Genomic DNA, 26,858 nt, shown 5'->3' on the forward strand with positions numbered 1-26,858 from the left:
TTAATGCACAATTACATTTCTTTTTTCAGGTTAAATTTAGCAAATGCAGGAATTCATTTATAATATTTAACTATGCAATACGTACTAGGTTTCCAAACGAAGTTTTTGAATGGTTGTAAATTTTTATTCAGACCTGATATTTCATGGTGATGTTGCTGATATTTTCAGTTGTGGGAGATTTTATTTCCAGAAATCCTGCTTTTTTATATAGTTTATAAGCTTTGTCATTTCCCGGAGTAACTTCTAAAAGAATTTCAATACCATGAAATGTATGAGAAGCTTCATCAATAACTGCTTCCAGTAATCCCTGTCCAATATTTTTTCCCTGAAATTCTTTTTTAATATACATTTGATAAATATTTCCGGTATTGTCCTCACCCTTCACAAAGCTGCAGATCCCTATAAGTTCTTCATCTGTAAAAGCTCCAAATACAAATCTTTCTCTCGTCTGCTTTTCAATATGGCTTTCCATTGGGAATTTTTCAATTTTCAGGGCTTCCTGATAGTTTGCTCCAAATGAATCAGGGAATTTTTCCAGACTTTCCAATCGGATGGTTCTGTAGATTTTGCTTTTCTCAGGAAGAAGTTTTCGAAAGTTAATATTTTTCATGGTTATCTTATTTGTCATTTCCATTTATACCCAATACAAAGGTGTGGATTATTTTGGCTTCCTCTTATATTTATCACTGAATTTTAAATCATTTCATGAAAATTTTAAAACCTGCTGATCAATCTGTAACAAATTTCTTTTTAGATAGTCTTATTAAAAATAAAACATATACTTTTGATCAGAAATGCTTATATAAATGTTCTGTAAATTTTAAAAAAAGTATTTGTTTAAGGGGAAAATCACATGGTTTTATTTGAATGTTACATTTTTGCAAAATAACCTGTTTATTTCATAATGAACATGATAAAATATGTATATTTATAACACATATTGGGGAATAATATTGAAATAACGGTAGATAATTATCAACTTATTTATAAGAAAATGAATAGGTAGATATCTGGATATATAAGGAAAAGTGGTGGTGATGGGAAAAATTAACTGGTTCATTTTTAAAAATAAAAAGACACATCCGAAGGGTATAAAGAATATAATAACCTTTAGTATCTGCATGGGGTTATTTCTGTGCCTATTTTCATGTCATAGCGAATCCCATACTACTGAAAGAGAGGATTTTGATTATTCTTTATTGACTCAAAGTTCTGAACTTCAGTTGTCTGGTGACTATGAAGCCTTTGCCCAGCTTAATAAGAAATATCTGAAGAAGGCAGTCAAAATGAGGTATACAGCAGGAAAAGGACTCTGCTACCTGAATATGGCAGGTGTCAACGTCTCAGCTGGAAATTATGAAAAAGCCCGATTTTTTTTCAATAAAGCAGAAAAAGATCTGATACATTCTGAAAATGCATATCATAAAGCGACTTTCTATGATGATTACAGTCTGTATTATTCTCATCTTAAAATATATGATAAGGCTATAGCGTGTAACAATAAAGCATTTTATTATTTTAAACAGGTAAAAAAAACGAAACTCACTGATAAGCTACTTCCAAGACTTTATGTAAACAAGGCTATTTATTATGCGTGGAAGGGATGGTTTGGGACATCTTTAAAATGTTTTACAAAAGCCAATGTGCTGGAAAATTCAGCGTATACCAATTGTATGATGGCACAGTATTATTTATTTACCCATAAACCTGATTCTGCAGGAATATATATTGCCAGGGCAGATGAAAAAATGCTTAGTCAGAAAACGACAGATGTGGAGTCACTTTGGGTGTATTACACCATGGGATATTATTATAATGATGTTGATAATAGTGAACAGGCAGAAAAAGCGCTTAAAAAAGCACTGGAAATCAATATAAAAACAAGACGGACTTACTCCTCACATATAAAAGAGGTTTATAAGGCTCTTGCAGAATTATACAAGAAAAAAAATGATGGTGGAAAGGCATATTTTTATCTGAAGAAATATATGGAAGAGGAGGGAAGATCTGATGCTGCACGATTCGCTGCAATGAATAAAACGACTGAAAATTTTATTTCAGAAGTAAAACAGGAATCAGATTGGCATAAAAATGATCTTCCGCTATTTATTGCGCTGTCCATCACCGTTCTTACCGTTTCAGGAGTATATGTCCGGAAGATGATTGGCGGATTACGAAAGAAGAAGAATACTTTGAAAGAGCAAACCGATGCGTTGAAAAATCATGTCCAGACAAAGCAGCGGGAAGAAGTGATTGAACTTGCTAGAAGGAATGATTCTTCTTTCTTGTTGAAATTCAAAGAATTGTATCCTGGATTTATAAAAAACCTTTTGGAAATCAATCCGGATCTTGAAAATTCAGAGCTTGCTTTTTGCGCCATGTTGAAATTACGTTTTTCCTCTAAGGAGATTGCGGATTATACTTTTGTACAGCACAAATCTGTTCAGCAAAAAAAATACAGGATCAGAAAAAGACTGAATATTCCTGGAGAAACAGATATTTATGACTTTTTTGAAACGTTAACAGAATAAAAAAATATATCACAATAAAAGCAGCAGGATTCTGTTTTATGAAAAGATTTTATTGTTGATCTTATCAGAAAAAACCATTGAAAATTTTTAAAATATGAGAACCGTTATTCTGAGAAATCATTGTTTAATCATAATTAATACAAGGATTTAGCTTAAATAGAGAAACTTATGATGCGTATTTTTCTTTCTGTTTTACTTTTTGTTTTAGTTTCGTGCCATTCTCATTCAAAGAAAGAGGCTGAAAAGAGATTTGATGTCTCTTTGCTGAAACAGAATGAGAAATTCAGGCTTGCCGGAGCCTATGATTCATTGATTGCTCTTAATAAAAAATATTATGATCAGGCTAATAAAATGAATTATGCAGAAGGGAAGGCGCTGTGCTTTATCAATCTGGCTGAGCTTAATATTTCACTGGAAAATTTTCAGAAGTCGCAGATTCTTTTTGATAATGCAAAAGAGATCCTGGATGGTTCAGAGGATAATATCCACAAAGCCAGATTTTATAACGTTTACGGACGCTTCAATGTAGAACTTCGAAGGCTTGATAAAGCTTTTCAATATAACAATGAAGCCATGAGCTTTATAAAGAAAAGTGATAACTCAGAGCTTAAAAATGATATACTTTTCAGTATTTATTTGAGACAGGCAATTTATCTTACCCAAAAAAAAGAATATGAAAAAGCGCTTGAATATTTCCATCAAGCCAAAAAACTGGACAATACGGGTCTTGCAGACTGTGCTATAAGCGATTATGTTTATATGCGCAGAGACAGGGATTCTGCCTATAAGTACATAACAATAGCCTACAACAAAGCCAATATAGGAGGTAAAGAAGACGGAATAGCCCTCTATACTAATACTATTATGGGAGAGTACTTTCTTAATTATAAAGAATATGATAAAGCAGAAGTGTATTTTAATAGGGCGTTGAAAATCAATGAAAAAACTAAACGTATCTATGCTTATTACGCCAAGTATCTCTATAATGATTTAAGGGTATTATATGAACATACGGGGGATAAAGAGAAGGCTTACTTTTATCTGAAGGCGTACACAGATGCTTTTTATAAGACCAATACATCTTTGCTGGCTACCATCAATCAGGATATGGAGTCTTTTATTACGGTAGCCCAACAAGATACCCATCATCGTCAAAGTAAAATATATTGGATTGTTTCCCTGTCGTTCATAGGTATCTGCCTGTTGGGATTATATGCCTGGAGAATTATTCTTACCTTGAGAAAACGGAAAAAAATCCTTTCTATAGAAGCTGAAAACCTGAAAATAAGGATGAATGACAATAAGCAGGAAGAGATTATAGAACTTGGTAAAAAGAATGATTCTGAATTTCTGGATCGTTTTAAAGAAGCTTACCCAGAGTTTATAGCTCAGCTTTTAATGATTAACCCAAGTCTTGAAAATTCTGAACTGGTTTTTTGTGCTATGATTAAATTGCATTTTACTTCTAAAGAAATAGCAAGCTATACGATGGTTCAGCATAGAAGTATTCAGCAGAAAAAATACAGAATCAGAAAAAAACTAGACATTCCTGGGGAAACAGATATCTATCATTTCTTTGATACCTTAAAATAATCCAAAAAAAAACTGTCTGATGTATCAGGTCAGACAGTACTCGAAATATTCTCTTTTCACCACTCGGTTTTTTTCTTGTGGTCTCTGTGGTCAAATATGAAAATTTTTATTGGTAACATGAAAAAATGCTATACTACATGGGTACTACACGGAGTATTTTTATTTTTAAATGTTTGATATATAGATTGTTGTGTTTTTGGTTAATCTGTGGAATTATTAATCAAAAAAAGAGCTGATTATTCTCAACTGACTTATTTTTTCACCTTAATTTTTCATAATTTATCTTTTTTAAGTACTATTTAAGTATGACTTTCGTCCTGATTTTCAATACGTTTTTATATTCAGTTTTTGGACTGAAATTTTAATGATTCCTCGTCTAAAAGAACTTATATTATTTAAGCCTGAAATGGATTTTTAATATAATTTATTGATAATTAAATAATTATCATGCTTGTTGTACCTGTGTAGTATGATTTTTTTTTGTTTTTCATTTGAAATATACAAGCTTTGTGGTAGAATTTTTTGCGAATTTTACACGATTGGTTTTGTTTTGTTGTATTTATGATAATATCCCGCTATGGTTTTAAATACAATGTCTGAAGGATCTATTGATGAAAAAATACGCAACCTTATATCTATACCAAAATAATTTTAAATAAATCTATGAAAAAAAGAATTTTATTCGTTTGTGCGTTAGCATCATGTTTTACGGCTTTCAATGCTCAGAGATGGGAATCTGTTTCTCAGAAAACTTCTCAGATAAGAGAAGGAGTTGCCGTACAACATTCTTACAGAGTTGATTTGAAGTCTCTGAGAGAAATGTTGAAAAATGCTGAAGAGACGGGAAAAAATGCACGTCCTGTTATTATTTCTTTACCAACAGCAGAAGGAAAAATTGAAAAATTTGCGGTCTATAGCAATCCTGTGATGGATCAATCTCTTGTAGACAGATATCAGCTGGGATCCTATGTAGGAATTGGCATGGATGATGCTTCTAAGTATTTAAGATTTAGTACATCCCCTACAGATATGCAGTCTATGATTATTAAAGACGGTATATTTCAGTTTATAGAACCTATAAGTGCAGATAAACAGACTTATGGCGTTTTTTATAAAACAAAGGAAAAAGGAGACATACATGGGTTTGAATGTGATACCGAGCATGATCTTAAAGAGATAGGTAAACTGGTGGAAAACGGAAAAAAGATGCTTTCCAATATAGGAATTACCAACAGACCTACTAATACAAAATACAGAACTTTCAGAATGGCTATGGCTGTTACCGGTGAATATACGCAATTTCACGGTGGCACAGTTGCCGGGGCTGTCGCTGCGATCAATAATACAATGACAAGAATCAATGGGGTTTTTGAGAGAGATTTTGGAGCTCACTTTAATGTGTTGGATCTTCCGGGAATTATTTATACAGATCCTGCTACCGATTTTTATACACCTCAGGCAGCTGCAGGAGATCCGTCATTAAACTTACAGCTGCAACAAAAGCTGACGGCAGATGTTGGAAATGCCAATTATGATATTGGACACGTATTTCATCGCAATGTAGGACAAAGCAGAAATGGAAATGCGGGAGGAATAGGAATTGTTTGTACAAATCCTGCCACTAATACTTCTTTAGGAAAAGGTGCCGCTTTTTCAATGAGCCCTGACCCTGTAGGAGAAGTATTTGACTTAATGGCAGCACACGAAATGGGACACCAGCTGGGAGCCAACCATACCTTCTCTATGAGAACTGAAGCTTCCGGTGCCAATGTAGAGCCTTGGGGAGGAACAACGATCATGGGATATCCGGGAATTACTCAGGATAATATTCAGGCCAATATGGATGGATATTTCCATTATAAATCTATTTCTCAGGTATTGAATAACCTCGAATCTAAAGTAGGATGTGGTGTTGCTATTGATATCATAAACAATACCGCACCGGTAATTACACCGTTGGCTAATTATTCTATTCCTAAAGGAACTGCCTATTATCTGGATGCGGTAGCAGTAGATGCGGAAAGTGATCTTGTTACCTATACATGGGAACAATATAACAGTGTAGGAGACAGGAATACGATTTCCGGAGATAGCGGATGGGGCTATAATGCAGAAGGAGCTATCGCGAGATCTTTACCGGGAACAGCTAACAGCAGAAGATATTTCCCTAAGCTGGAAACTGTATTGAATGGTGTACTGACAGACAAACAGGTATGGGAAACCGTTTCCTATATCCCAAGAACATTGAACTATGCGGTAACTGTAAGAGATCAGAATGCATTAAGACCAATGACTTCCACTGCTGAAACGGTTGTAACAGTAGGTAATGACGGACCTTTCAAATTCAGCGGACTTACCACAACATCTGTTTTATATAATGATGCATCCAATACCATCACATGGGATGCTGCAAACACCAATACCGCTCCTTATAATGTAGCGGCTGTAAAAATAGATTATACAACCAATAACGGGACTACATGGACAGGTCTGGTAGCTTCTACACCTAATACAGGAAGCTATGCTGTACAAATGCCGGCTAATGTAACGGGGACTGTTAAATTAAGAATATCAGCAGTAGGCAATATTTTCTATGCTGTATCTCCGGCTGTAACAGTAGGAACGGCTCCTATTTCTACTGCCGTTGCTCCAACAGGAGTTTCTGCAATAGAGACAGAAGTTTTAAAAACAACGGCGAGAATATCGTGGAATAAAGTACCGGGAGCCACTTACTCTGTCAATTACAGAAAAGTAGGGGCTGCAAGTTGGTCGAATACAACAAGTGCTGCCAACTCTGTATTGTTGTCAAATCTTGAAGATGAAACCAATTATGAAGTACAGGTAGCTGCCGTTGTGAATAGTGTTCCGGGAGCATTCTCTACTAATTATGCCTTTAAAACAAAAGGGCTGAGAACGGGTTCAGATTATTGTTTGATGACTACAGGAGGAAATGGCGGAAGCTTTAATAGTGGTCTTGTAAGATTGACGTTATCTAACCTGGCTTATGTATATACCGGATTGGATGTTTACAAAACATATCTTGACTTTAGTGAAGATGCAACCAAAGTTGTTAATTTAACAAAAGGAACTCAATATACAGCAAGCTTTAGAAACCTTGCGGGAGGAAACTATAACGACTGGCTTGAAATCTGGATAGATTACAACAGAAACGGAGTCTTTGAAAACTCTGAAAAAGTAGTGACCAGTGGAGCTCTTCCTTTCTTTGCTGCCGCTGCTCAGGCTTACCTTCGTGACGGAAATGTGACATTTACAGTGCCTGACACGGCGTACTCTGGTGAAAAATTGTTGAGAATGAGAGTTGCAAGTACTTTCTTTAATGCAGCCAGCGGACCTTGTGGAAGTCCTACTGTACCTGTAAATGGTGGTGGAATCGTTTCTGTAGGATCTTTCAGAGATTTTTCTGTGAAGATTTCGGAAAATGCTAACCTTGCTGTGAGAGATGTCGTAGACACGAAATCATCCGAAGTATCTATTTATCCTAACCCTGCAGATACATTTGTAGAAGTGAAAAACCTTAAAGGTAAAGCAGATTACAAAATCTACAGTGCTGACGGAAGATTAGTTCAGGAAGGTAAAATTGAAGGAAGGATCAATGTTGCTTCTTTGGTAAAAGGAATGTATGTGATCACTATAAAAGATGATAAGAATACTTATAATACTAAGTTAATCAAGAAATAACACACATGAATCTCCGCATCAGGATCTAAAACGCGGAGAGAAAAAAGATTTATTTAACTGAAAAAGGCTGTCTCTGGTTGGGACAGCCTTTTGTTTATGATGAAGTAAGATGACCATTAAAAAAGTCCAGCATGGTTGCTAATGACTTTTCAGAATGCATCCGTTCGCTGTTTTCAAGGGATTCCTGTGTGGCAGTGGCTGCTCTTTTCCGCATATGATGTTCATAGCTGGAAATTGCTTCCTGTAATGTGTTGTAACTGTCATTCGTTAAATATTCACTCAATTCAAGTGCGTCCAGCATGGCCATATTGGCACCTTCTCCTGCAAATGGAGGCATTACGTGAGCAGCATCACCAATCAGTGTCAGATTGGGCTGGGTTTTCCATGTTTGATCTAAAGGCATAGAGTAAATCAGACGTGGAATAAACGGAGTTCCAGCATTTTCAAACAATTCTTCCCATAAAGGATTCCATTCGGAGTATTCTGTTTTGAACCATTTGAGCACCTGTGCATTATCAGAAAAATCAAGACCACTGGTGGCAGGCCAGTTTTCATCAGCTTTAAAGCTTGCATAAAACCCAAGATCTCCATTCCCTTTCTGGCCCAGTAAAATATTTTTTGTATTTCCGAATGCCATTATTTTTCCGCCTTTAATTAGGGCATCAATCTTAGGGGCATTTTCTTTTGAAATATTTCCTTCCAACATAATAACTCCGGAATAAACTGGCTTGATATCAGTGAGATAAGGCCGTATTTTAGAATTGGCTCCGTCTCCGGCAATAACAAGGTCTGCATACACGGAATTCCCGTTTTTGAAGTGCAAAAGCCAGCCTTCATTTTGAGGTTCCATCGAGAGAAAATGACTGTCCCAGACTACGGTGTCAGGATGCAGGGATTCTAACAGCATATTTCTTAATGGACCCCGATCTATCTCTGGCCGAAAATGCTCATGTCCAAAATCTTCTTCAGGTTTTGTTTCATGATCGTTGAAAAATATTTGAGCCTTTTCATTCATGATCAGTGTTCTGTCTGCACCGGGACGGAAAGTCTTTTTGAATTCCTCCAATAGTTCTGCTTTGCGTAAGGCCGCCAGTCCTGAGTCTTCATGCATATCGAGAGGAGAGCCTTGTACCCGTGCATTTTTATTGAAATCTCTTTCATATACTTTTACGTCTGCACCTTTTAATTGTAAAAGTCTTGCCAGCGTAAGTCCTGCAGGACCACCACCAACGATTGCTATTGATTTATTTTCTATCAGCATTTTAATTTAAATTTTACAATGCAAATTTATTTTCCTTTCAACACTGATAATAGTACAAATCGGTCGTTTTTATTTTTGGATAATTCTTTAGGAGCAACCCCTGAAAATTTTTTCACTTCTTTGATGAAATGATTCTGATCGGTATAATTAAGTTCCGGGAAAAGTCTTCCCTGTGCGATGTGTTCCAAAGATGCCCTGAAACGCAAAATAGTAGAGTAGGCTTTTAATGACAAGCCGAGCTGTTTGTTAAAATAACGGTTGATCTGCCTGCTGCTCCAGCCTGTTTTTTCAGAAAGTTCCTGCACACTCATTTCTCCTTTTGAAGCATACACAAGTTCAAAAAGTTGGCGTTTTCTTTCATCTACCTTTGAGGGAAGCTGTTCTTTTATTTTTTGAATTGCTTTTGTACAACAGCTGGAAAAATCTTTTAAATCATCTGTTTTAAAATCCCAGAAATCAGGAGAAATTTCTTTTCCAATATTCAAAAGATCTGCAATAGAGGTATTCAAAATATATTCAACTGCAAGAGGTTTAAAACTGACGACAAAGGCAATGGTATGGGGAGCAATGTATCTTTGTTCCGGATAAGTTTCCAACCCGAGAAGAGTAATGTGAAAAGGCTCTGAAGCTGATTGTGAAAAAAATAAATCAATTCTTCCGTCAGGGATGATAACCACTTCTTTCGCTTCATCCGAAAGGTTCTGAAAAGTTCCCAGATTTTCAACAAAATCTGCGATCTCTTTGTCCGGTTCTATGAAATGATAAGAGAAGTCATTGTCCATAATTATTGTCTGTGCAGACTGTTTTTAGATGAAGAAAATTACAAAAATTGTTGTAAACTACAAAGTACAATACAATTTGAATATTGAACTGGACTAGTACATTTTAGGAAATCTGTACCAGCTGATTTGCTTATGAATATGATATTTTTTTAAATTAAGAGTTAATGACCAGAAAATGAAAAAAATGCGGGAAAGAGAAATCAATTTTATACAGCACAACGAAGCGGCCTGGAACAAACAGGCATTAGAAGAGAATGAATGGTCAAAAGCTGTAAGTACAGACTTAATTAATGATGCGAAAGCAGGAAAATGGGAGGTTCATCTGACTCCGAAGCCATTAAATAAGGAATGGTTGGGAGATGTGAAAGGAAAGAAAATTTTGTGTCTGGCATCTGCAGGAGGACAGCAGGCTCCGGTACTGGCAGCAGCAGGAGCTTCCGTAGTTGTTTTTGATATTTCCGGTGAACAGCTTAAACAGGATGAAAAAGTTGCTGAACGTGACGGTTTGTCACTGAAAACCGTTCAGGGGGATATGAGAGACCTGAGTGTATTTGAAGATGAAACATTTGATATTATATTTCATCCTATATCCAACCATTATGTGGAAAATGTGAATCCCGTTTGGAGAGAAACGTATAGAGTCTTGAAAAAAGGAGGAGCATTGCTGGCCAGCTTTTTTAATCCCGTTGTGTTTGTTGCAGACCGAAATCCTCAGGATATAAAAGATGGAATTATCAGACCAAAATATACACTTCCTTATGCTGATATAAAAGATTTGGATCAGAATCAGATTAATAGAAAACTGGAAAATAATGAAGCTCTGGTTTTTGGGCATACCTTTTCAGACCTTATCGGCGGACAATTGAGAGCAGGTTTTTTGATTGCAGATTTTATAGAAGAAATGCAGCCAAACCCACGCTTTTTAATTGATGAGTATCTACCAACTTTTATAGCAACGAAAGCAGTAAAACCAGACCATTGAAAGCATGAAAATTTTTACGAATATCTGAATTATCACTATTTTAGAAGTCTCAAAATAGATTTATGAAGATACTTTAATGGACAAATCATCACTTAACATTTACTTTCATTCTCTATTCAGTATTGAAAAAGAAGTGGTTGAAAAAATCACTGAAAAATTTAATTGCTTTGAATTGAAAGCCCATACAATTTTGCTGGATAAAGATGCTATCAGTACCAAAACCTATTTTCTTGAAAAAGGCTATGTCCGCTCGTATATACTGAATGAAGATAATGAGGAGATTACCACCAATATTTATAAAGCTCCCTGCTTCGTTAATGATTTTTTATCCTTTTTCAGACAGCAGCCTACCAAAGAAATATATCAAACTGTTACAGACTGTATTTTCTGGGAAACAGGATTGGAAAATGTACAGCATAATTTCCATAATATTCCCGAATTCAGGGAGTTTAGCCGGCTTCTTTTTGTCCTTAATTATTATAATATTCATGACAGACTGATTGAAATGGCCAGTCAGAAAGCAGGCACAAGATATTTCAATCTGATGAAGAAGGATCCCGATATTTTTCAGCATGTCCCTTTGAAGGTAATTGCTTCTTATTTAGGAATTAAAGACAGCTCACTGAGCAGGATCCGAAGGGACATTCACAAACTGTAATTTCTTTTCATTTGTCAAGTGATAGTTCAGAAATGATCACTGATCTTTGTTTAAAAATAATTCATGAACAAAAAACATATTGTAGTAGTAGGATTGGGCGGTGTAGGCGGTTATTTTGGATTTAAAATCAATCAGACTAATGAAACTTTCCGGAAATATACCGTTTCCTTTGTTGCCCGTGGAGAAACTTGTGAGAAAGTAAAAGATAACGGATTGACTTTGCTGTCTCCTGAACATGCTAATCCGAAGACTCATCCTGATACCATTGTACAGAACATCAGTGAGATTGAAAATCCTGATCTGATATTAATTTGTGTAAAAGAATATGACCTTGAAAATGTATGTAAGCAGTTGCTATCGGTTATCAACAAAGATACGATCTTGCTTCCGATGATGAACGGAGCAGATATCTATGACAGAATACGTACCGTTATTCCGGATCATACCATTCTTCCAACCTGCATTTATGTAGCTTCTCATATTAAAGAGAGAGGAATTGTAGAGCATAAAGGGAAAGCCGGGAAAATGATTGTTGGTAGAGATCCTGAGCATTTTTCCACTCCAGTGGAATGGGTTACAGACCTTTTGAGGGAAAGTAAAATTGACTTTGATTTCAAGGATAATTCATTAACGGATATCTGGACAAAATTTATTTTTATTGCCAGTTTCGGATTGGTGACGGCAAAGCATAATTCATCCATCGGAACTGTATGTACGGACGAGCAACAGAAGAAGGAAGCGACTGAAATTATGAAAGAAATACAACAGATTGCTGCTAAAAAAGAAATCTATCTTCAGGAAGATATCATTGATAAAACATTTGAAAAAGCGTCTACATTTCCTTTTGAAACGCCTACTTCCTTACAGCTTGATATCCATTCTGGAAAGAAGGATAACGAACTGGAACTATTTGCAGGTGCCGTATTGAAATATGGTGCTGAAACAGGTGTTGAAACTTCTTTTACTCAGAAAATCTACACTGATATTACTGCAAAATAAGTTTTGGCTAAAGCCGAAAGAAAAAGAAATATAAGAAGGCGGGTTAAAACCCGCCTCTATTGAAAATTAAATATAAAAGATAGAAATTTATTAAGCACTGTGCATGAATTTTTGTCGGTCCAATAATACTTCCTCTGTTTCCCTGTGATCAGGATCATCTATGCAGCAGTCTACAGGGCATACGGCCTTACATTGTGGTTCCTCATGAAAACCTTTGCATTCTGTACATTTTCCGGAAACGATATAATAAACTTCGTCCGAAACAGCTTCATGGTATGCATCAGCATCACCTTCTGTGCCGTCAGGAAATGTAATATGTCCTGAAAGTTTTGTTTTGTCTTTCCAGCGCCAATCGATAGCACCTTCGTAAATGGCTGAGTTGGGGCATTCAGGTTCGCAGGCTCCACAGTTGATACAGGCATCTGTTATTTTTATAGCCATATTGTATGAATTTAAAGGGTTTAAAAAAGGGATTTCTTCAACGTCGGACGATTCAGAAATCCCCGCTAAACTTAATTACAGCAGTTCAACACTGTTCTTTGAAAATAAGCAGCATAAAGTGTGCTAATTTTTAATTTTAACTCATTAATCTACAGCAATTTTTACTGACAGTCCATCCATTTGGGCAGTCAGATGAATCTGGCAGGCTAATCTGCTGGTTGTATTGGAGGTAAACAGTTCTGATAACAGAGCTTCCTCAATATCATTTTTTTCAGGAAGAGGGATGGCTTCACTGAGAATAAAACAATGACAGGTGGCACACATGGCCATTCCTCCACACATAGCTTCCATGGGTAATTCGTAAGCCTTGCAGATATCTTTAAGCGTAAGTCCCATTTCTAAAGGACATAATAATGTATGAGTATTACCGTTTTGGTCGATAACAGTAATGGTAATTTCATTCTCCATAATCCTTAGTCAATAGTAGCTACTACCTGTTTTTCTGCTTGTTTTTTAGTGCCGTCAAAGCCTTCAATTCCACTTACCGTTGTATATTTTAGTACAAATTTTTTATTGGGATTTAAACGTTGATAGATACTTTGGCAGGCAATGGCTGCTTCATGGAACCCGCACAGAATCAGTTTCATTTTATAAGGATAGGTATTGATATCTCCTACAGCATACACCCCTGGAATATTTGTTTGAAAGTCAGTGCTGTTGTCTACTTTTATCGCATTCTTTTCCAGTTCAAGTCCCCAATCAGCCAAAGGACCTAATTTGGGAACCAACCCGAACAGAGGAATAAAATAATCTGTTTCAATGGCTTGAATGGTTCCTTCTTTTTCAATAAATATTTTTGTTAAATGATTTTCTCCTTCTACAGCTACCACTTCTGCCGGGGTAATCAGGTTGATTTTTCCATCCTGCTTTAATTTTTTTACCTTTTCAACAGAATCCAGAGCTCCGCGGAATTCATTCCTTCTGTGAATAAGAGTAACAGACGAAGCTATTTCAGCAAGATGAATCGTCCAGTCCAGTGCAGAATCCCCACCTCCGGCAATGACAATATGTTTTCCGGTATAATCCTCCGGTCTTTTGATAAAATAACTGACGCCGCGTTCCTCAAAATCAGAAATATTTTCAATAGGTGGTTTTTTAGGCTCAAAACTTCCCAGACCTCCGGCTATAATAACGGCTTTCGCTCTGTGTTTTGTTCCTTTATCAGTAATCACTTCAAAAAGATTTTCTTCCAGTTTGAGAAGATGTATTGCTGTTTCATTAAATGTAAAGCCCGGCTCAAACTGTTTAATCTGCTCATAAAGATTATCGATGAGTTCTCCGGCCAGTACACTGGGAAATCCGGGAATATCAAAAATAGGTTTCTTGGGATACAGTTCTGATAACTGGCCTCCCATCTGCGGCAGTGCATCTATAATATGGCAGCGCATTTTGAGAAGGCCGGCTTCAAATACCGTAAATAACCCTGCAGGGCCGGCACCAATGATCAGTATATCTGTTTCTATCATGTTATGAATGGTTTATAGTCGTTTTTTCTATTTTTTTGGAGGTAGCAATGCTGATCAGTTTATCAAACTTACCAGCGTAGAGAGCTGAAATTTCAGTGGATTGATCAGTAGCAAATAATGATGATCTTACAATAGGAACACTGAAAGGTAATGGCCATGCACGCAATGATTTGGCAATAGAATCCATAGCATTGATTCCCTGCATCGCCTGCAGACCATCTGCCCAGCATACCAACCCCACAGTTTTATCTGTAAGATAAGGTTCATACCTGTTGGCGGTCACTTCCAGCCAGTCCAGGCAGTTTTTCATCACTCCCGGAATACTTCCGTGATAAAGAGGAGCCAGCCAGATGTGCAGATCTGCATCAGTGAACATCTGAGTCATGCGTTCTACCGCCAAAGGGGTTTTGGTAAGGGTAACATCGAATAAAGGAATGCCGGAATCAGCCAGTGTAAAAATATCTGTTTGAATTCCCAGTATTTTCAGCTGTTCTGAAAAATACTCTGAAATCAGTCCGGAAGTAGATAAGGCTCTTCTTTCCAGTGATCCGTTGAATATGATTGCTTTCATTTTTTTATTGTTTAAAAATTACTTTGGGTAATCCTATTTCGCCATACATCAGTGTCTTAACCAAAGGTTTCAATAATCCTGCAGCTAGTAAATAAAGTGAAGGATCATGATGGGTACTGGCCCGAACAACCACTTTCTGATTTCTATACTGTTTCAGATCTGCGTAGATGAGACGGCGTTTCCAGAGATCGAGCAGAATTGCTTCGGCATCATTTAAATCCACATAAGAAGCATAAGGCGAAAGTTTTTCCATAATGAACATGTAAGCCCAGGGCGGAATAATGGCATCCGTAGAGCAGGTAATGCCTACTGCTTTTTCGTTGTATACAGAAAAATCTACCGCAGCAATTGATTCTTTAAACTCTTTTTCCTTAACAATCATTCCCATGAAAAGGTACTCTTTGATATCCAGTTCTACAATCTCCGTAGTAGGTTTATAGTCTGAAAGGTCAAGGGCAATAATGCCGGAAGCCTTTGCTTTATTGATAAAATTTTCCTCAGTCATAGTTTGTTTATTTTGTGTTGATTATCTTACTTTTGATAAAGCTTCTTCGTATTTTTTCTCCACGGAAGACCAATCCAGTACAGACCAGAAAGCATCCAGATAATCTGCCCTTTTATTCTGATAGTTCAGATAATAGGCGTGCTCCCATACATCTATTCCAAGAATCGGAAAACCTCTGTTCATGGAAAGAATATCCATCATCGGGTTATCCTGATTAGGGGTAGAGCTGATGGCCAGAGATCCGTTGAATTTTACAAAAAGCCATACCCATCCGGAACCAAACTGCGCCAAACCGGTTTTTTTCATTTCTGCTTTAAGGTTCTCAAGACTTCCGAAAGTGGCTGTGATATCATCATGAAGCATACCTTCTGGATTTAGCTTGGGTTGAGAAGAAAGGATTTCCCAGAATAAAGAATGATTATAATGACCGCCACCATTATTTCTTACAGCAGGACTGTACTCGCTAATTCTTTGAAGCAGTGAATCAAGGTCGGGATTGATTTCATTGGTTTGTGCCAGTGCAGCATTCAGATTATCTACATAAGCCTGATGATGTTTCTGATGGTGAATTGTCATTGTTTCTGTATCTATAAAAGGTGCCAAAGCATCATAAGCATAAGGTAATTGGGGTAATGTAAATGGGTTCATCGTATTTATTTTTTTGATTAATGTATGACAAAGGTAGAAATATATTTTAATAAAACAACTTTTAGGTTGTTTTATTGATTCTGTAGTTTGAAAACATAATATCTTGTAAATGTTTGTTTTAAGCTTTATTTTTTAAGGTTATAGAAAATGACTATATTTGTTGTTGAAAAATAAAACAACCTAAACATTGTCAAATGAAGAAGCCGGCTGCGGATCGTATTCTGATGTTTTTAAAGATGAGAGGTGAAGCTACATCGCTTCTTATTGCTGAAGAGCTTTCGATCACTAAAGAAGGGGCTAGAAAGCATTTACTGAACCTTGCTCACGAAGGATTGATCCGGTCTTCGGTGAAGAGCGAAGGCGTAGGCCGTCCATCTACTTACTATACCCTCACAGAGAAAGGATTGTCTCAATTTCCGGATACACATGCAGATGTGACGGTTCAGATTCTGAAGTCAGTGAAAAATCTTTTGGGTGACAATGCTTTGGACTTATTGATCAGTGACAGGGAAAAGAACACCCATGAGCGGTATGAAAAAGTACTTTCTCACGCAAAATCTCTGGAACAGCGTCTTGAATCTCTCGCAAAAGTCCGTAGTGAAGAAGGCTATATGGCAGAATGGAAAAAAGAAGGCAAAGATTATTTTCTGATTGAAAACCATTGCCCCATATGTGCTGCGGCAACAGAATGTCAGGGGTTCTGCCGTGCCGAATTATCCAATTTTCAATCTTTGATCGGTAAGGATTACAAAGTGGAAAGAATAGATCATATCATTTCCGGAGGGCAGCGCTGTGTATATAAAATCAGCCAGTAAATGATCATTCATAACTAATAATTTATCATTCAGAAGATGGCTTTAAAAGCAGTAATATTTGACATGGACGGTGTTCTGATAGACTCAGAAAAATTCTGGACACAGGCTGAACTTGATGTATTTTCATCCTATGGAGTGCAGGTTACAGAAGATCTTGCAGCACAAACCAAATATATGACCACTCAGGAAGTTACCGAATTCTGGTATGAAAGATTTCCCTGGGAAAATTTTGATGCATCCGATCTGGAACATAAAGTGGTAACAAGGGTGATCGAGATGATACAGGCCAAAGACTGTACAATGTCCGGTGTGCAGGAGTTTATTAAAAATCTTAAGACTAAAGAATATAAAATAGGGCTGGCAACCAATGCTCCTTTGCGTGTAGCACATGTTGTTCTTGAAAAACTTCAGGTTCGTGAATTGTTTGATACTATCCACTCATCAGAGTTTGAAACTCAGGGAAAACCTCATCCTGCAGTGTATCTCACTTCTGCAAAAAACCTTGGAGTTTCCCCGGAACACTGCATTGCTATTGAAGACAGCCACTCAGGATTAAAGGCTGCAAAAGAGGCCGGAATGCAGACCGTAATTTTTACGAATAATGATGAAAGCATAGATTCAAATCTTGCCGATTTTAAGATCCTGGACTTTAATACCGTTTTTCTGCCAGTATTTGGTGAATAGTGAATAGTGAATAGTGAATAGTGAATAGTGAATCCGCTTCGCTGTGAATCTTGATAGACGTTATAAGATTGACTATTGACTGCACAGCAAATTGACCAATGACGTGAATAGTGAATCCGCTTCGCTGTGAATCTTGATAGACGTTATAAAATTGACGATTGACTGCACAACAGATTGACCAATGACGTGAAAAGATGAATCTGCTTCGCTGTGAATTTTGATAGACGTTATAAAAATTGACTATTGACTGCGCAACAGATTGACCAATGACGTGAATAGTGAATCCGCTTCGCTGTGAATCTTGATAGACGTTATAAGATTGACGATTGACTGCACAACAGATTGACCAATGACGTGAAAAGATGAATCCGCTTCGCTGTGAATCTTGATAGACGTTATAAAATTGACGATTGACTGCACAGCAAATTGACCAATGACGTGAATAGTGAATCTGCTACGCTGTGAATCTTGATAGCCGTTATAAAATTGACGATTGACTGCACAACAGATTGATCAATGACGTGAAAAGGTGAATCCGCTTCGCTGTGAATCTTGATAGACGTTATAAAAATTGACGATTGACTGCGCAACAGATTGACCAATGACGTGGAAAAGTGAATTCGCTTCGCTGCGAATTTTGATAGACGTTATAAAAATTGACTATTGACTGCGCAACAGATTGATCAATGACGTGAAAAGGTGAATCCGCTTCGCTGTGAATCTTAATAGACGTTATAAAAATTGACGATTGACTGCGCAGCAAATTGACCAATGACGTGAAAAGGTGAATCCGCTTCGCTGTGAATCTTGATAGACATTATAAAAATTGACGATTGACTGCGCAACAGATTGACCAATGACGTGAAAAGGTGAATCTGCTTCGCTGTGAATTTTGATAACTGTTATAAAAATTGATGATTGACTGCGTAGCAAATTGACCATTGACTTGCCCCCCCGAATCCCGAACCTCGCATCCCATTCTCAACATCTCGTCAACACCTCCATCAAAAGCAGGATAGAAACCAGTTTTTTTGACGACTGATACTCAGGGTTCAGCTGTTCACGGATTTCTCCCAACGCTTTACTTAATTTATTACTTACCGTCTTGTTGCTGATTCCCAGTGCTTCTGCGGTCTCATTCACAGACATATTTTTTCGGATTCTCATATCGTACACCTGCTGTTCCGTTGAAGGAAGCTGAGAAACCACTTCATCAATCATTAATAACAGAGCACTGATCTCATTTTCCTCAAGGATTTCAAAGTAGTCTGTATCTGCTATTTCAATTTCATTGGGAATATCAAACTCGTCAATACTCAGAGTAGGGAGTACTTTTTTGTAGCTGTTATAAAAATCAATGATTCTGTAATGAAGGTGGCGGAGAAGGTAGCCTTTCGCACTTCCCGTATCATCGGTTTGTATCACATCTGTATTCTCAAGAATCTTTATCCATAGGTTCTGAAGAATTTCCTCAGAGATTTCTTTATCCCGTGTTCTTACAAAAACAAAGCGATATAGACTATCCCAGTATCGGTCATACAGCAGCATAAATGCAGGGCGGTCGCCTGATTTTATTTTCTTTAATAATGTATAGTCTGTTGGGCTCATATTGTGTTACAAAATTACCTAAAGGAAAATTAACTTTTTGTGAACTTTGGGTAGAGTAAGATTAAATATTTCTGAAAAACAGCCCTCAAATATGACATTAATGTTGAGTAAATGTGAAAAAGGGCGAAAATTATTAACAATCTGGTTGTAATGTGAATATAAGGTTAAGAATGCGCTGGGGAAGTTTTTCATTTTCACGGTCTTATAGATAGAAGTATCAGTGAATACCATGAAAGACTCTATGAAAAAACGTTTAACTTATAAAAATATTGAAGCCTTTGTTTTCAGACTTTGGGAACGGGAAATTTCGGAAGACCCAATTTCGGAAAAAGAAAATGAACTTTTAAAACAATGGAAGATCCGTACAGAAAAAGATCTGGATGCTGTTCATCTGAAAGAATCCAGAGAAAGGGTATTAGCTGGGCTTGAATATTACTTTCCTCAAAGAGATATACAGTCTGTAAAAAGTTTTAAAACAACCTTCTATAAAATTGCGGCTGTTATTATTCTGCTTTTGTCGTTGGGAGGCATTTTTACTTACACCATGTTCATAAAGCCTGATGTGTATCTCGCAAAATCGGTAAACCGTGTTGTTTATCTTGAAGACGGATCGGTGGTCACTCTTTTGCCAGGTGCTGAACTGACGGTAGCAAAATCATTTCCTGCTTCTACCAGAGTGGTGAATTTAAAAGGAGATGCTGTCTTTTCTGTGGCGAAGTCAAAAATACATCCTTTCATTGTTCATGCTGAGGGTTTCAGTACTAAAGTATTGGGAACTGTGTTTAAAATCTCACAGTCCGGAAAGAAAAAAGCCGTTGATCTTTATGAAGGAAAGGTAGCGGTATCATCTCCGGGAGTTCCGGTTTCTTTTCTTAAACCTAATCAGAAGTGGACCAATTTCGGGGTTGCTCATACCACAGCCATTATTTCCTTGAAACCTGCGAAAAACCCGGCAAACAAAATTCCTTCAATATTGTCTTTGAGTTTTAATGATGTTCCTTTAAAAGAAGTAGTCGCAGTGCTGGAAAGCAATTATAACACAAAAGTACTGTATCCTAAAGAAGCCGAAGACAAAAAGATCACGGCTGATTTTACCGGAGGAACAGTTAGCGAAAATATTGAATCACTGGCCTTCATTCTGGGATTGGAAGTTCAGAAAAAAGAAAACACTTATATCCTTAAGAAATAAATCATTATTCAAAAAAATAAATAATCATAATCAAGAGAACACTATTAAGTATGAAAAGTTTGAAATGTGGTATTACCATAGCAGCCTTATTTTTTACTGTAGCCGCAGAAGCTCAGGAGCTGGTTCAGAAAGTAACATTTTCCGTACCTGCCAACAGACCGTTGATTGAAGTTTTGGAAGAATTTGCCGGAAAAACGGGAATGAGACTGGCTTATTCCAAGGTAGATATTAAAGAGCTGAAGGTAAAAGGGGTGAAATGCGAAAATACTTCTGTCAACAACTGCCTGAAGGATATTACCAATGGGCTTCCTGTTATCTACCGTTTGCATGGTGATCTTATTTCGATAAAATATGAAAGTTTAAACATTTCGGTACCGGGAAACGGACGTATTTCCGGTAAAATAGTGGATGAGGTGGGAAATCCCATTACCGGAGCAGAAGTTACTATTGCTCAGAAAACTGCAGTCACAGATAATAACGGAGATTTTACCATAGATCTTCCTTCAGGAACATATAATCTGACGATAAAAGCTCCTAAATATAATACGCTGAGAGTTGAAAAACTATCTGTTACCAATAAAGAAACCAGTTCAGTTTCATTTGCTTTAAACAAAGCTTCCGATAAAATTACAGACATCAAAGAAGTTGTTATCACAGCTGCCCGTAAAGCAGATACTCAGGCGGGGCTTCTTGCCCAGCAGAAAAAAGCAGCCCAGATGAGTGATGGTATTTCAGCGGAGCAGATTTCTAAAACGCCAGACAGCGATGTGGGAGGAACACTGAAAAGAGTAACAGGTATCACCACCATCGATAATAAATATGTGGTAGTACGATCTATGGGAGAACGTTGGAATACTGCAGCCATGGACGGAATCAACCTGCCCAGTACAGAAGCTTATAATCAGAACTTTTCATTTGATATCATTCCTACTGCCATGGTAGAAAGTGTGGTGGTAAGCAAATCTGCAACACCTGATATGAATGCAAGTTTTGCAGGAGGCTACGTAGAAGTAAGGACCAAAGATATTCCCAATGAAAATTTTACAACGGTAACCCTGGGAACTTCATATAACGACCAGTCTGCTTTCAAAGAATTTTTAACCCGTAAGAGGGGAAAGTATGATTATTTCGGATATGATGACGGAAGCAGAGATTTTCCTAAAGGACTTGAACCGATGAACTGGACAGATCCCAGATTTTTTGAGCAGTCCAGACAGTTTACCAATGATAATTTCAGCACCTATAAAACCAGAGGTGACATGGGATCTAATATACAGCTGGCATTAGGAAGAACATATGCGCTTAAAAACAATAATAAATGGGGTTTTGCAGGAGCATTTGTCATCAGAAATGAACAGAATAAACTGGATATTGACCACACAGGAAGAGGAAACTGGCTGGATACCACGGGACCTTATATTGCAGATTGGGAAACAAAAGGAGTCGCTCCTATACCATTTTATAACTTCAAAAATAAAGGTGCTTCCTATAATTACAACTCTACAGTTGCGGGGATGCTTAATTTCGGACTTCAGTTAGGGAAAAGCAGAATATCATTCCGTAATTCCTATACCCATATTTTTGATAATACCCTGACAAGAGTTACCGGTTGGAATGAATATACTACGGGTAGTGCCATGGCTTCTAATGCAGAATTAGCCTACAATTATTTTTATAACGGAATGATACCCAATAATGATCCTGCTCAGATCAAAAACCTAGACAGGCCTTATACTGATAATACGAATTATCCCATTTTTCAGATGCTCCTACAAAATAAACTGGAAGGGAATCATAAAATAGGAAATGCGGAAGTCAACTGGTTTGCAGCAAGAACCGGGATAACATCTGATACTAAAGATTATACTCAGTATCTGACGCTATATGATTTTATTGGGAGTGAGATCCTGACCTATCATAAAATCTATAATACAGGAGGAAATTTTTATAGAGGATATATAGCCAATAAAGAGACTGATTACAATTATGGTGCTTCAGTTAAATGGGATCTGGATTTTGGAAACGTAAAAAATACGGTAAAGACAGGATATGCAGGAACATTGAAAAATAATACCAATCAACAACAAAAATTCTTTCTACGAGTGGATGAGAACAGAAATGTTCCGAATAGTGAAAAAAATTATTTGACAATGTATGGAGCTCTTGCAGATTGGTTCAATGGATCTCACTATGTACCAGGAGGTATTGGATGGGAAACCCGGGCACTGTATAAAAATGATAAATATGAAGGAGAAGTTAATCAGCATGCGGTTTTTGTCATGTTTGATAACCGTTGGAAGAAATTAAGATTGGTATGGGGACTTCGTGCAGAATACTTTAAATATAATCTTATCTCTCAGCAGCTAGACCCCAGTGATACCAAGAATGTAGAAAGAGCGGCCATTGAGGATAAACCGTGGCAATGGATGCCCTCTATGAACTTTACCTATAGTCCTACGAATAAAATGAATCTTAGGCTTGCCTACAACAGATCCGTAATTCGTCCGCAGTTTAATGAAAGAACTGGTTTACCCTATTTTGACCCGATAGCTAATGGTTTGATTTATAATACAGAAATGACATCTTCAGTCATCAATAATTATGATTTCAAATTTGAATGGTTTCCCGGATTGGGAGAAATCTTTTCTGCAGGGCTGTATTATAAAAATATAGACAGACCCATAGAACGTGAGGGACATATTTCCAGCGAAGGAAATCTATATCTCTATAATGGTAATTCGAAAAACGCAAAATTATTGGGAGTAGAGGCTGAGGTAAGAAAGAATTTAGGATTTATTGCAGACGGAACCTTTTTGGAAAAACTTTTTATAAGCGGAAACTTCACCTATAATCACACAAAGGTAGTAGCCTTTAAAGATCTTTATAAAACAGGTGAGAATGATGAAACCTATGAAGTAAAACGTCCGCTCTATGGACAGACTCCTTATGCCTATAATCTTGGATTGACCTATGATGGTGATCGTTTGGGACTTAGTTTTTTATATAATGCTAAAGGAGATCAGTATATCACCGTTGGGTATGCTTACAAAGGAGAAGAAATACAGCGTCCTTATGCTGTGGCAGACGCACAGATCTCCTATAAATTTCTTCGAAACAAAAACCTTGAATTAAAATTCAATGCAAGAAACTTATTCAATAGAGTGAAGGAATATTATAATAATTACAATTCCTATGTAATACCACTGGGACTGGGTAGTGCGATCGGAACTGAAAGGGAAGCATGGGGGCTTTTACCAGGTGCAACAGACAGGTATGACAAGAATATTGATAAGATTATGTTTCGGGCTTACAGTGGAAGAATGTTCAGCCTGAGTGTGAACTATATGTTTTAAAAACACAATCAAGATATAGGTCTAAATAAAATAGAATACAATAATTAAAGCGGTACAATGAAAAAGTTAATTCCAATTGTAATATTATCATTCCTTACAGCTTGTCAGCATGACAGATTAGAGGATAAGAAATCTTCGTTTGAAATAAAGGCTACTTCATCTGAATATATTACAGCTTCTGCTCTTCCGGTAACTACTGTAAGTGATAATATTACCACTAATACAATCTGGAGTGGAGTCATCGAAATGGATGGAATAATAACAGTAAAAGATGGAGCTACACTGACAATCCTTCCAGGAACATATATTAAAGCAAAACCAAAAGGAACAACAGCTCCGTCAGGAGTTCTGATCATCACAAAAACAGGGAAAATCAATGCCGTAGGAACAGAAAGTCAGCCGATTATTTTTACAAGTTATAAGCTGTTGGACAGTAATGAAGATACTATTGGAGAGCCTGGCGACTTTGGAGGATTAATCCTGCTGGGGGATGCTTTAACGAATACTCCTTCTACAACAACCATTGAAGGACTTTTTGGACCTGATTATTATTATGGTGGGACTAACCAAAATCATAACGCAGGAATCGTGAAATATGTACGTATTGAATTCGGAGGAACAGATATATTCCCCTATACAATCCATGAAATTAACGGCCTTACTTTAGCCGGAGTAGGTAGTGGTACCACTATCGATCATATTCAGGTGTCTTATGGTAAAGATGATTCATTTGAATTTTATGGAGGAAACATAAATGCTTCCAACCTGATTTCTTTTGCACCAGATGATGATAATTTCGATTTTAATAATGGATATACTGGGCCTGTTACATGTGCACTTGCTTTGGCAGATTATAATTCTACCCATAGTCTCAGTGGGGCCGTCAATGATTCTCACGGTATTGAACTCGATAATAATATTGATGGAACATCTACACCATTAGTAACACATCCTGTAGTGAATAATCTTACAATAATAGGTCCTTGGAAATCCACTATGGGTGCTAGGTACGGAAATGGAATTTATATCAGAAGAAATGGAAGATTAACATTAAATGATGCTACTATTACAGGATATCCTGTTGGAATCAAAGTAGAAGGTACAGGTTCAATGCTTGCTTCTGCCTCTAATTATAATACCATTCTTGTTCACGGATTTACAACTTCCGTCACAGGGGCTGGTACATCAGGAATTCCTATGGCTAACTTATCTACTGGACTTTCTGCTTCCGGTTGGGGAATGAATCAACCATTTTTTAATGAGGGAGGATGGAATGTATCACCAAGGAATTGTGGCAATTTTCAAGGACTTTGGACCAAATATAATTTCTCCATTCTAGAATAAGGAAATGAGCCTTATGAGCATGGAAATAGAAACTTAGAGTAAAAAGATATCTTAATGATAGAAGCGTACAGGTTTCGGGAACCTGATCAAAAACTGGAAAATGCTGATAAGGCGCACATCAGTACTGGTTCAGAAAAAAACCGAACGTTAATTGTTTTTCCCAGGCATTAACGGTTTCCATGGGAACTCCCGCAATGCAGTTCCTCCTGCAGCGATGGGATGAACACCAAAAAACAAATCGAAGGAATAGAGAGGAAGATATTCCTGAATAAAAAACTGATCTGGTATAAAATAACACGACCGGATTTATTAAAAATTATAACAATGAAAAGACTAACTCTAATTGCAGTGGCAGCATTATCTCTTACAGCTTGTCAAAACGATCAACTGGCGGATTCATCTTCTCCATTCGAAATGAAATCTACTTCTGCTGAGTACCTTACAGCTTCTGCTCTTCCGGTAACCAGCGTAAGCGGTGATATTACTTCAAATACTACATGGAGTGGTGTAGTTGAATTAAATGGAGTTGTAACCGTAAAAAATGGTGCTACATTAACAATTCAGCCGGGTACATTCATTAAAGCTAAACCAAGCACAAACAATACCGCTACGGGAGTTTTGGTAATTTCTAAAACAGGAAAAATCAACGCAGCGGGTACAGAAGCTCAGCCTATCATTTTCACCAGCTACAAGTTGTTAGACGGAAACGAAGATACAACTGCTGCTCCTGGTGATTTCGGTGGGGTTATCATTTTAGGAGATGCTCCTACAAACACACCTTTCACAAAAACGATTGAAGGATTATCTGGACCTGATTTCTATTACGGAGGTACCAATGCTTCTCACAACGGTGGAACATTGAAATATGTACGTATTGAGTTTGCAGGGTACGATCTTTTAGCGCCAAACTCAGGAAACGAAATCAATGGTCTTACATTAGGAGGAGTAGGGAACGGAACTACTTTGGATCATATTCAGGTATCTTTCGGAAAAGATGATTCTTTTGAATTCTTCGGAGGTACAGTAAACGCTTCAAACCTTGTTTCTTTTGCAGCAGATGATGATAACTTCGACTTCGATAACGGATATACAGGAACAATCACTTGTGCATTAGCTTTGGCAGATTACAACTCTACACACAGTCTTAGCGGATCAAGCCCGGATTCTAACGGTATCGAGCTTGATAACAACGCAGACGGTTCTTCTACAACATTGTTGACTCATCCGGTAATCAACAACCTTACCATCATTGGAGCTAAGAACTCTAATAAAGGAGCTTTGTATGAAAACGGAATCCACATCAGAAGACACGGAAGATTAACATTAAATAACGCTGTAGTTACAGGATATCCTGTGGGAATCAAAGTAGAAGGTACAGGTTCTGAGCTTTCTTCAGCTTCAGCATACAACACGATTCAGGTTCACGGATTTACTACTTCAGTTACAGGTACAGGAACAGCAGGAATCCCTGCAGCTAACCTGGCGACTGGTACTCCTGCATCTCTATGGGGGATGAGCCAGCCTTTCTTCAACGAAGGTGGTTGGAATGTATCTCCAAGAAACTGTGGAAACTTCCAGGGACTTTGGACAAAATACAATTTCTCTATTGTAGAATAATAAAAAACTTTAAAAAGCAGGGAACAGCACATGCTGATTCCTTGCTTTTACT

The 26,858-nt window shown here is 37.2% G+C and carries 22 protein-coding genes; 12 read left to right on the plus strand and 10 right to left on the minus strand.

The window, feature by feature from the left end:
• Positions 1–127: 127 nt before the first annotated feature.
• Positions 128–610, minus strand: coding sequence for a GNAT family N-acetyltransferase (locus tag CQ022_RS01145; protein ID WP_105682806.1), 483 nt, complete (start codon positions 608–610; stop codon positions 128–130).
• A 511-nt stretch (positions 611–1,121) separates the two neighbouring features.
• Here CQ022_RS01145 and CQ022_RS01150 point away from each other — a divergent pair.
• The 3 genes from CQ022_RS01150 (at position 1,122) to CQ022_RS01160 (ending at position 7,823) form a co-directional block, all read left to right on the plus strand.
• Entirely contained in the window at positions 1,122–2,531 is a 1,410-nt protein-coding gene (locus CQ022_RS01150; RefSeq protein WP_123864369.1) for a tetratricopeptide repeat protein, read from the plus strand.
• 168 nt (positions 2,532–2,699) lie between these two features.
• A complete protein-coding gene (locus tag CQ022_RS01155) occupies positions 2,700–4,124 on the plus strand; it encodes a hypothetical protein (RefSeq protein ID WP_123864370.1) in 1,425 nt (474 codons plus the stop codon).
• Positions 4,125–4,787: 663 nt separating this feature from the next.
• Positions 4,788–7,823 carry a reprolysin-like metallopeptidase gene (locus CQ022_RS01160; protein ID WP_105682741.1) on the plus strand — a complete coding sequence of 1,012 codons (3,036 nt, stop codon included), beginning with the start codon at positions 4,788–4,790 and terminating at the stop codon, positions 7,821–7,823.
• 94 nt (positions 7,824–7,917) lie between these two features.
• On the opposite strand, the gene CQ022_RS01165 is transcribed toward CQ022_RS01160, so the two are convergent.
• Both CQ022_RS01165 and CQ022_RS01170 read right to left on the minus strand, forming a co-directional pair.
• Positions 7,918–9,084: an FAD-dependent oxidoreductase gene (locus CQ022_RS01165; RefSeq protein WP_105682740.1), complete on the minus strand. Its 1,167-nt coding sequence runs from the start codon at positions 9,082–9,084 to the stop codon at positions 7,918–7,920.
• A gap of 26 nt (positions 9,085–9,110) precedes the next feature.
• On the minus strand, positions 9,111–9,866 hold the full coding sequence (locus CQ022_RS01170; protein WP_105682739.1) for a helix-turn-helix domain-containing protein: 756 nt from the start codon (positions 9,864–9,866) through the stop codon (positions 9,111–9,113).
• 175 nt (positions 9,867–10,041) lie between these two features.
• Here CQ022_RS01170 and CQ022_RS01175 point away from each other — a divergent pair, with 175 nt between their 5' ends.
• The 3 genes from CQ022_RS01175 (at position 10,042) to CQ022_RS01185 (ending at position 12,505) form a co-directional block, all read left to right on the plus strand.
• Entirely contained in the window at positions 10,042–10,848 is an 807-nt protein-coding gene (locus CQ022_RS01175) for a class I SAM-dependent methyltransferase (protein WP_228421693.1), read from the plus strand.
• A 76-nt stretch (positions 10,849–10,924) separates the two neighbouring features.
• Positions 10,925–11,506, plus strand: a complete 582-nt coding sequence (locus tag CQ022_RS01180) for a Crp/Fnr family transcriptional regulator (protein ID WP_105682738.1) — start codon at positions 10,925–10,927, stop codon at positions 11,504–11,506.
• A 63-nt stretch (positions 11,507–11,569) separates the two neighbouring features.
• Complete coding sequence (locus CQ022_RS01185; protein ID WP_105682737.1) at positions 11,570–12,505, plus strand: ketopantoate reductase family protein; 936 nt, start codon at positions 11,570–11,572, stop codon at positions 12,503–12,505.
• Between the two features lie 90 nt (positions 12,506–12,595).
• On the opposite strand, the gene CQ022_RS01190 is transcribed toward CQ022_RS01185, so the two are convergent.
• From CQ022_RS01190 to CQ022_RS01215, 6 genes are all read right to left on the minus strand, one after another.
• Positions 12,596–12,946 (minus strand): 4Fe-4S dicluster domain-containing protein, encoded by a 351-nt coding sequence (locus tag CQ022_RS01190; RefSeq protein ID WP_105682736.1) that lies wholly within the window; start codon positions 12,944–12,946, stop codon positions 12,596–12,598.
• Positions 12,947–13,090: 144 nt separating this feature from the next.
• Entirely contained in the window at positions 13,091–13,414 is a 324-nt protein-coding gene (locus tag CQ022_RS01195) for a 2Fe-2S iron-sulfur cluster-binding protein (protein WP_105682735.1), read from the minus strand.
• Between the two features lie 5 nt (positions 13,415–13,419).
• Entirely contained in the window at positions 13,420–14,472 is a 1,053-nt protein-coding gene (locus CQ022_RS01200) for an NAD(P)/FAD-dependent oxidoreductase (RefSeq protein ID WP_105682734.1), read from the minus strand.
• Position 14,473: 1 nt separating this feature from the next.
• Complete coding sequence (locus CQ022_RS01205) at positions 14,474–15,043, minus strand: NADPH-dependent FMN reductase (protein ID WP_105682733.1); 570 nt, start codon at positions 15,041–15,043, stop codon at positions 14,474–14,476.
• A gap of 4 nt (positions 15,044–15,047) precedes the next feature.
• Entirely contained in the window at positions 15,048–15,548 is a 501-nt protein-coding gene (locus CQ022_RS01210; RefSeq protein WP_105682732.1) for a DUF2480 family protein, read from the minus strand.
• Positions 15,549–15,569: 21 nt separating this feature from the next.
• The gene (locus CQ022_RS01215) at positions 15,570–16,196 is read right to left on the minus strand and encodes a superoxide dismutase (RefSeq protein WP_105682731.1); all 627 of its coding nucleotides are present in this window, start codon (positions 16,194–16,196) and stop codon (positions 15,570–15,572) included.
• A gap of 194 nt (positions 16,197–16,390) precedes the next feature.
• Between CQ022_RS01215 and CQ022_RS01220 the strand changes: the two genes are divergently transcribed.
• Entirely contained in the window at positions 16,391–17,011 is a 621-nt protein-coding gene (locus CQ022_RS01220) for a helix-turn-helix transcriptional regulator (protein ID WP_105682730.1), read from the plus strand.
• 36 nt (positions 17,012–17,047) lie between these two features.
• A complete protein-coding gene (gene hxpB / locus CQ022_RS01225) occupies positions 17,048–17,695 on the plus strand; it encodes a hexitol phosphatase HxpB (RefSeq protein WP_105682729.1) in 648 nt (215 codons plus the stop codon).
• 981 nt (positions 17,696–18,676) lie between these two features.
• Here hxpB and CQ022_RS01230 read toward each other — a convergent pair.
• The gene (locus CQ022_RS01230; protein ID WP_105682728.1) at positions 18,677–19,303 is read right to left on the minus strand and encodes an RNA polymerase sigma factor; all 627 of its coding nucleotides are present in this window, start codon (positions 19,301–19,303) and stop codon (positions 18,677–18,679) included.
• A gap of 241 nt (positions 19,304–19,544) precedes the next feature.
• On the opposite strand from CQ022_RS01230, the gene CQ022_RS01235 reads away from it, so the two are divergent.
• The 4 genes from CQ022_RS01235 (at position 19,545) to CQ022_RS01250 (ending at position 26,806) form a co-directional block, all read left to right on the plus strand.
• Positions 19,545–20,492: a FecR family protein gene (locus CQ022_RS01235; RefSeq protein WP_228421690.1), complete on the plus strand. Its 948-nt coding sequence runs from the start codon at positions 19,545–19,547 to the stop codon at positions 20,490–20,492.
• Between the two features lie 50 nt (positions 20,493–20,542).
• Positions 20,543–23,845: a TonB-dependent receptor gene (locus tag CQ022_RS01240; protein ID WP_105682726.1), complete on the plus strand. Its 3,303-nt coding sequence runs from the start codon at positions 20,543–20,545 to the stop codon at positions 23,843–23,845.
• Between the two features lie 57 nt (positions 23,846–23,902).
• Positions 23,903–25,189 carry a hypothetical protein gene (locus CQ022_RS01245; RefSeq protein ID WP_105682725.1) on the plus strand — a complete coding sequence of 429 codons (1,287 nt, stop codon included), beginning with the start codon at positions 23,903–23,905 and terminating at the stop codon, positions 25,187–25,189.
• A 324-nt stretch (positions 25,190–25,513) separates the two neighbouring features.
• Positions 25,514–26,806 (plus strand): hypothetical protein, encoded by a 1,293-nt coding sequence (locus tag CQ022_RS01250; RefSeq protein WP_105682804.1) that lies wholly within the window; start codon positions 25,514–25,516, stop codon positions 26,804–26,806.
• Positions 26,807–26,858: the final 52 nt, after the last annotated feature.

It is taken from the genome of Chryseobacterium culicis (genome assembly GCF_002979755.1).
Lineage (GTDB): Bacteria > Bacteroidota > Bacteroidia > Flavobacteriales > Weeksellaceae > Chryseobacterium > Chryseobacterium culicis_A.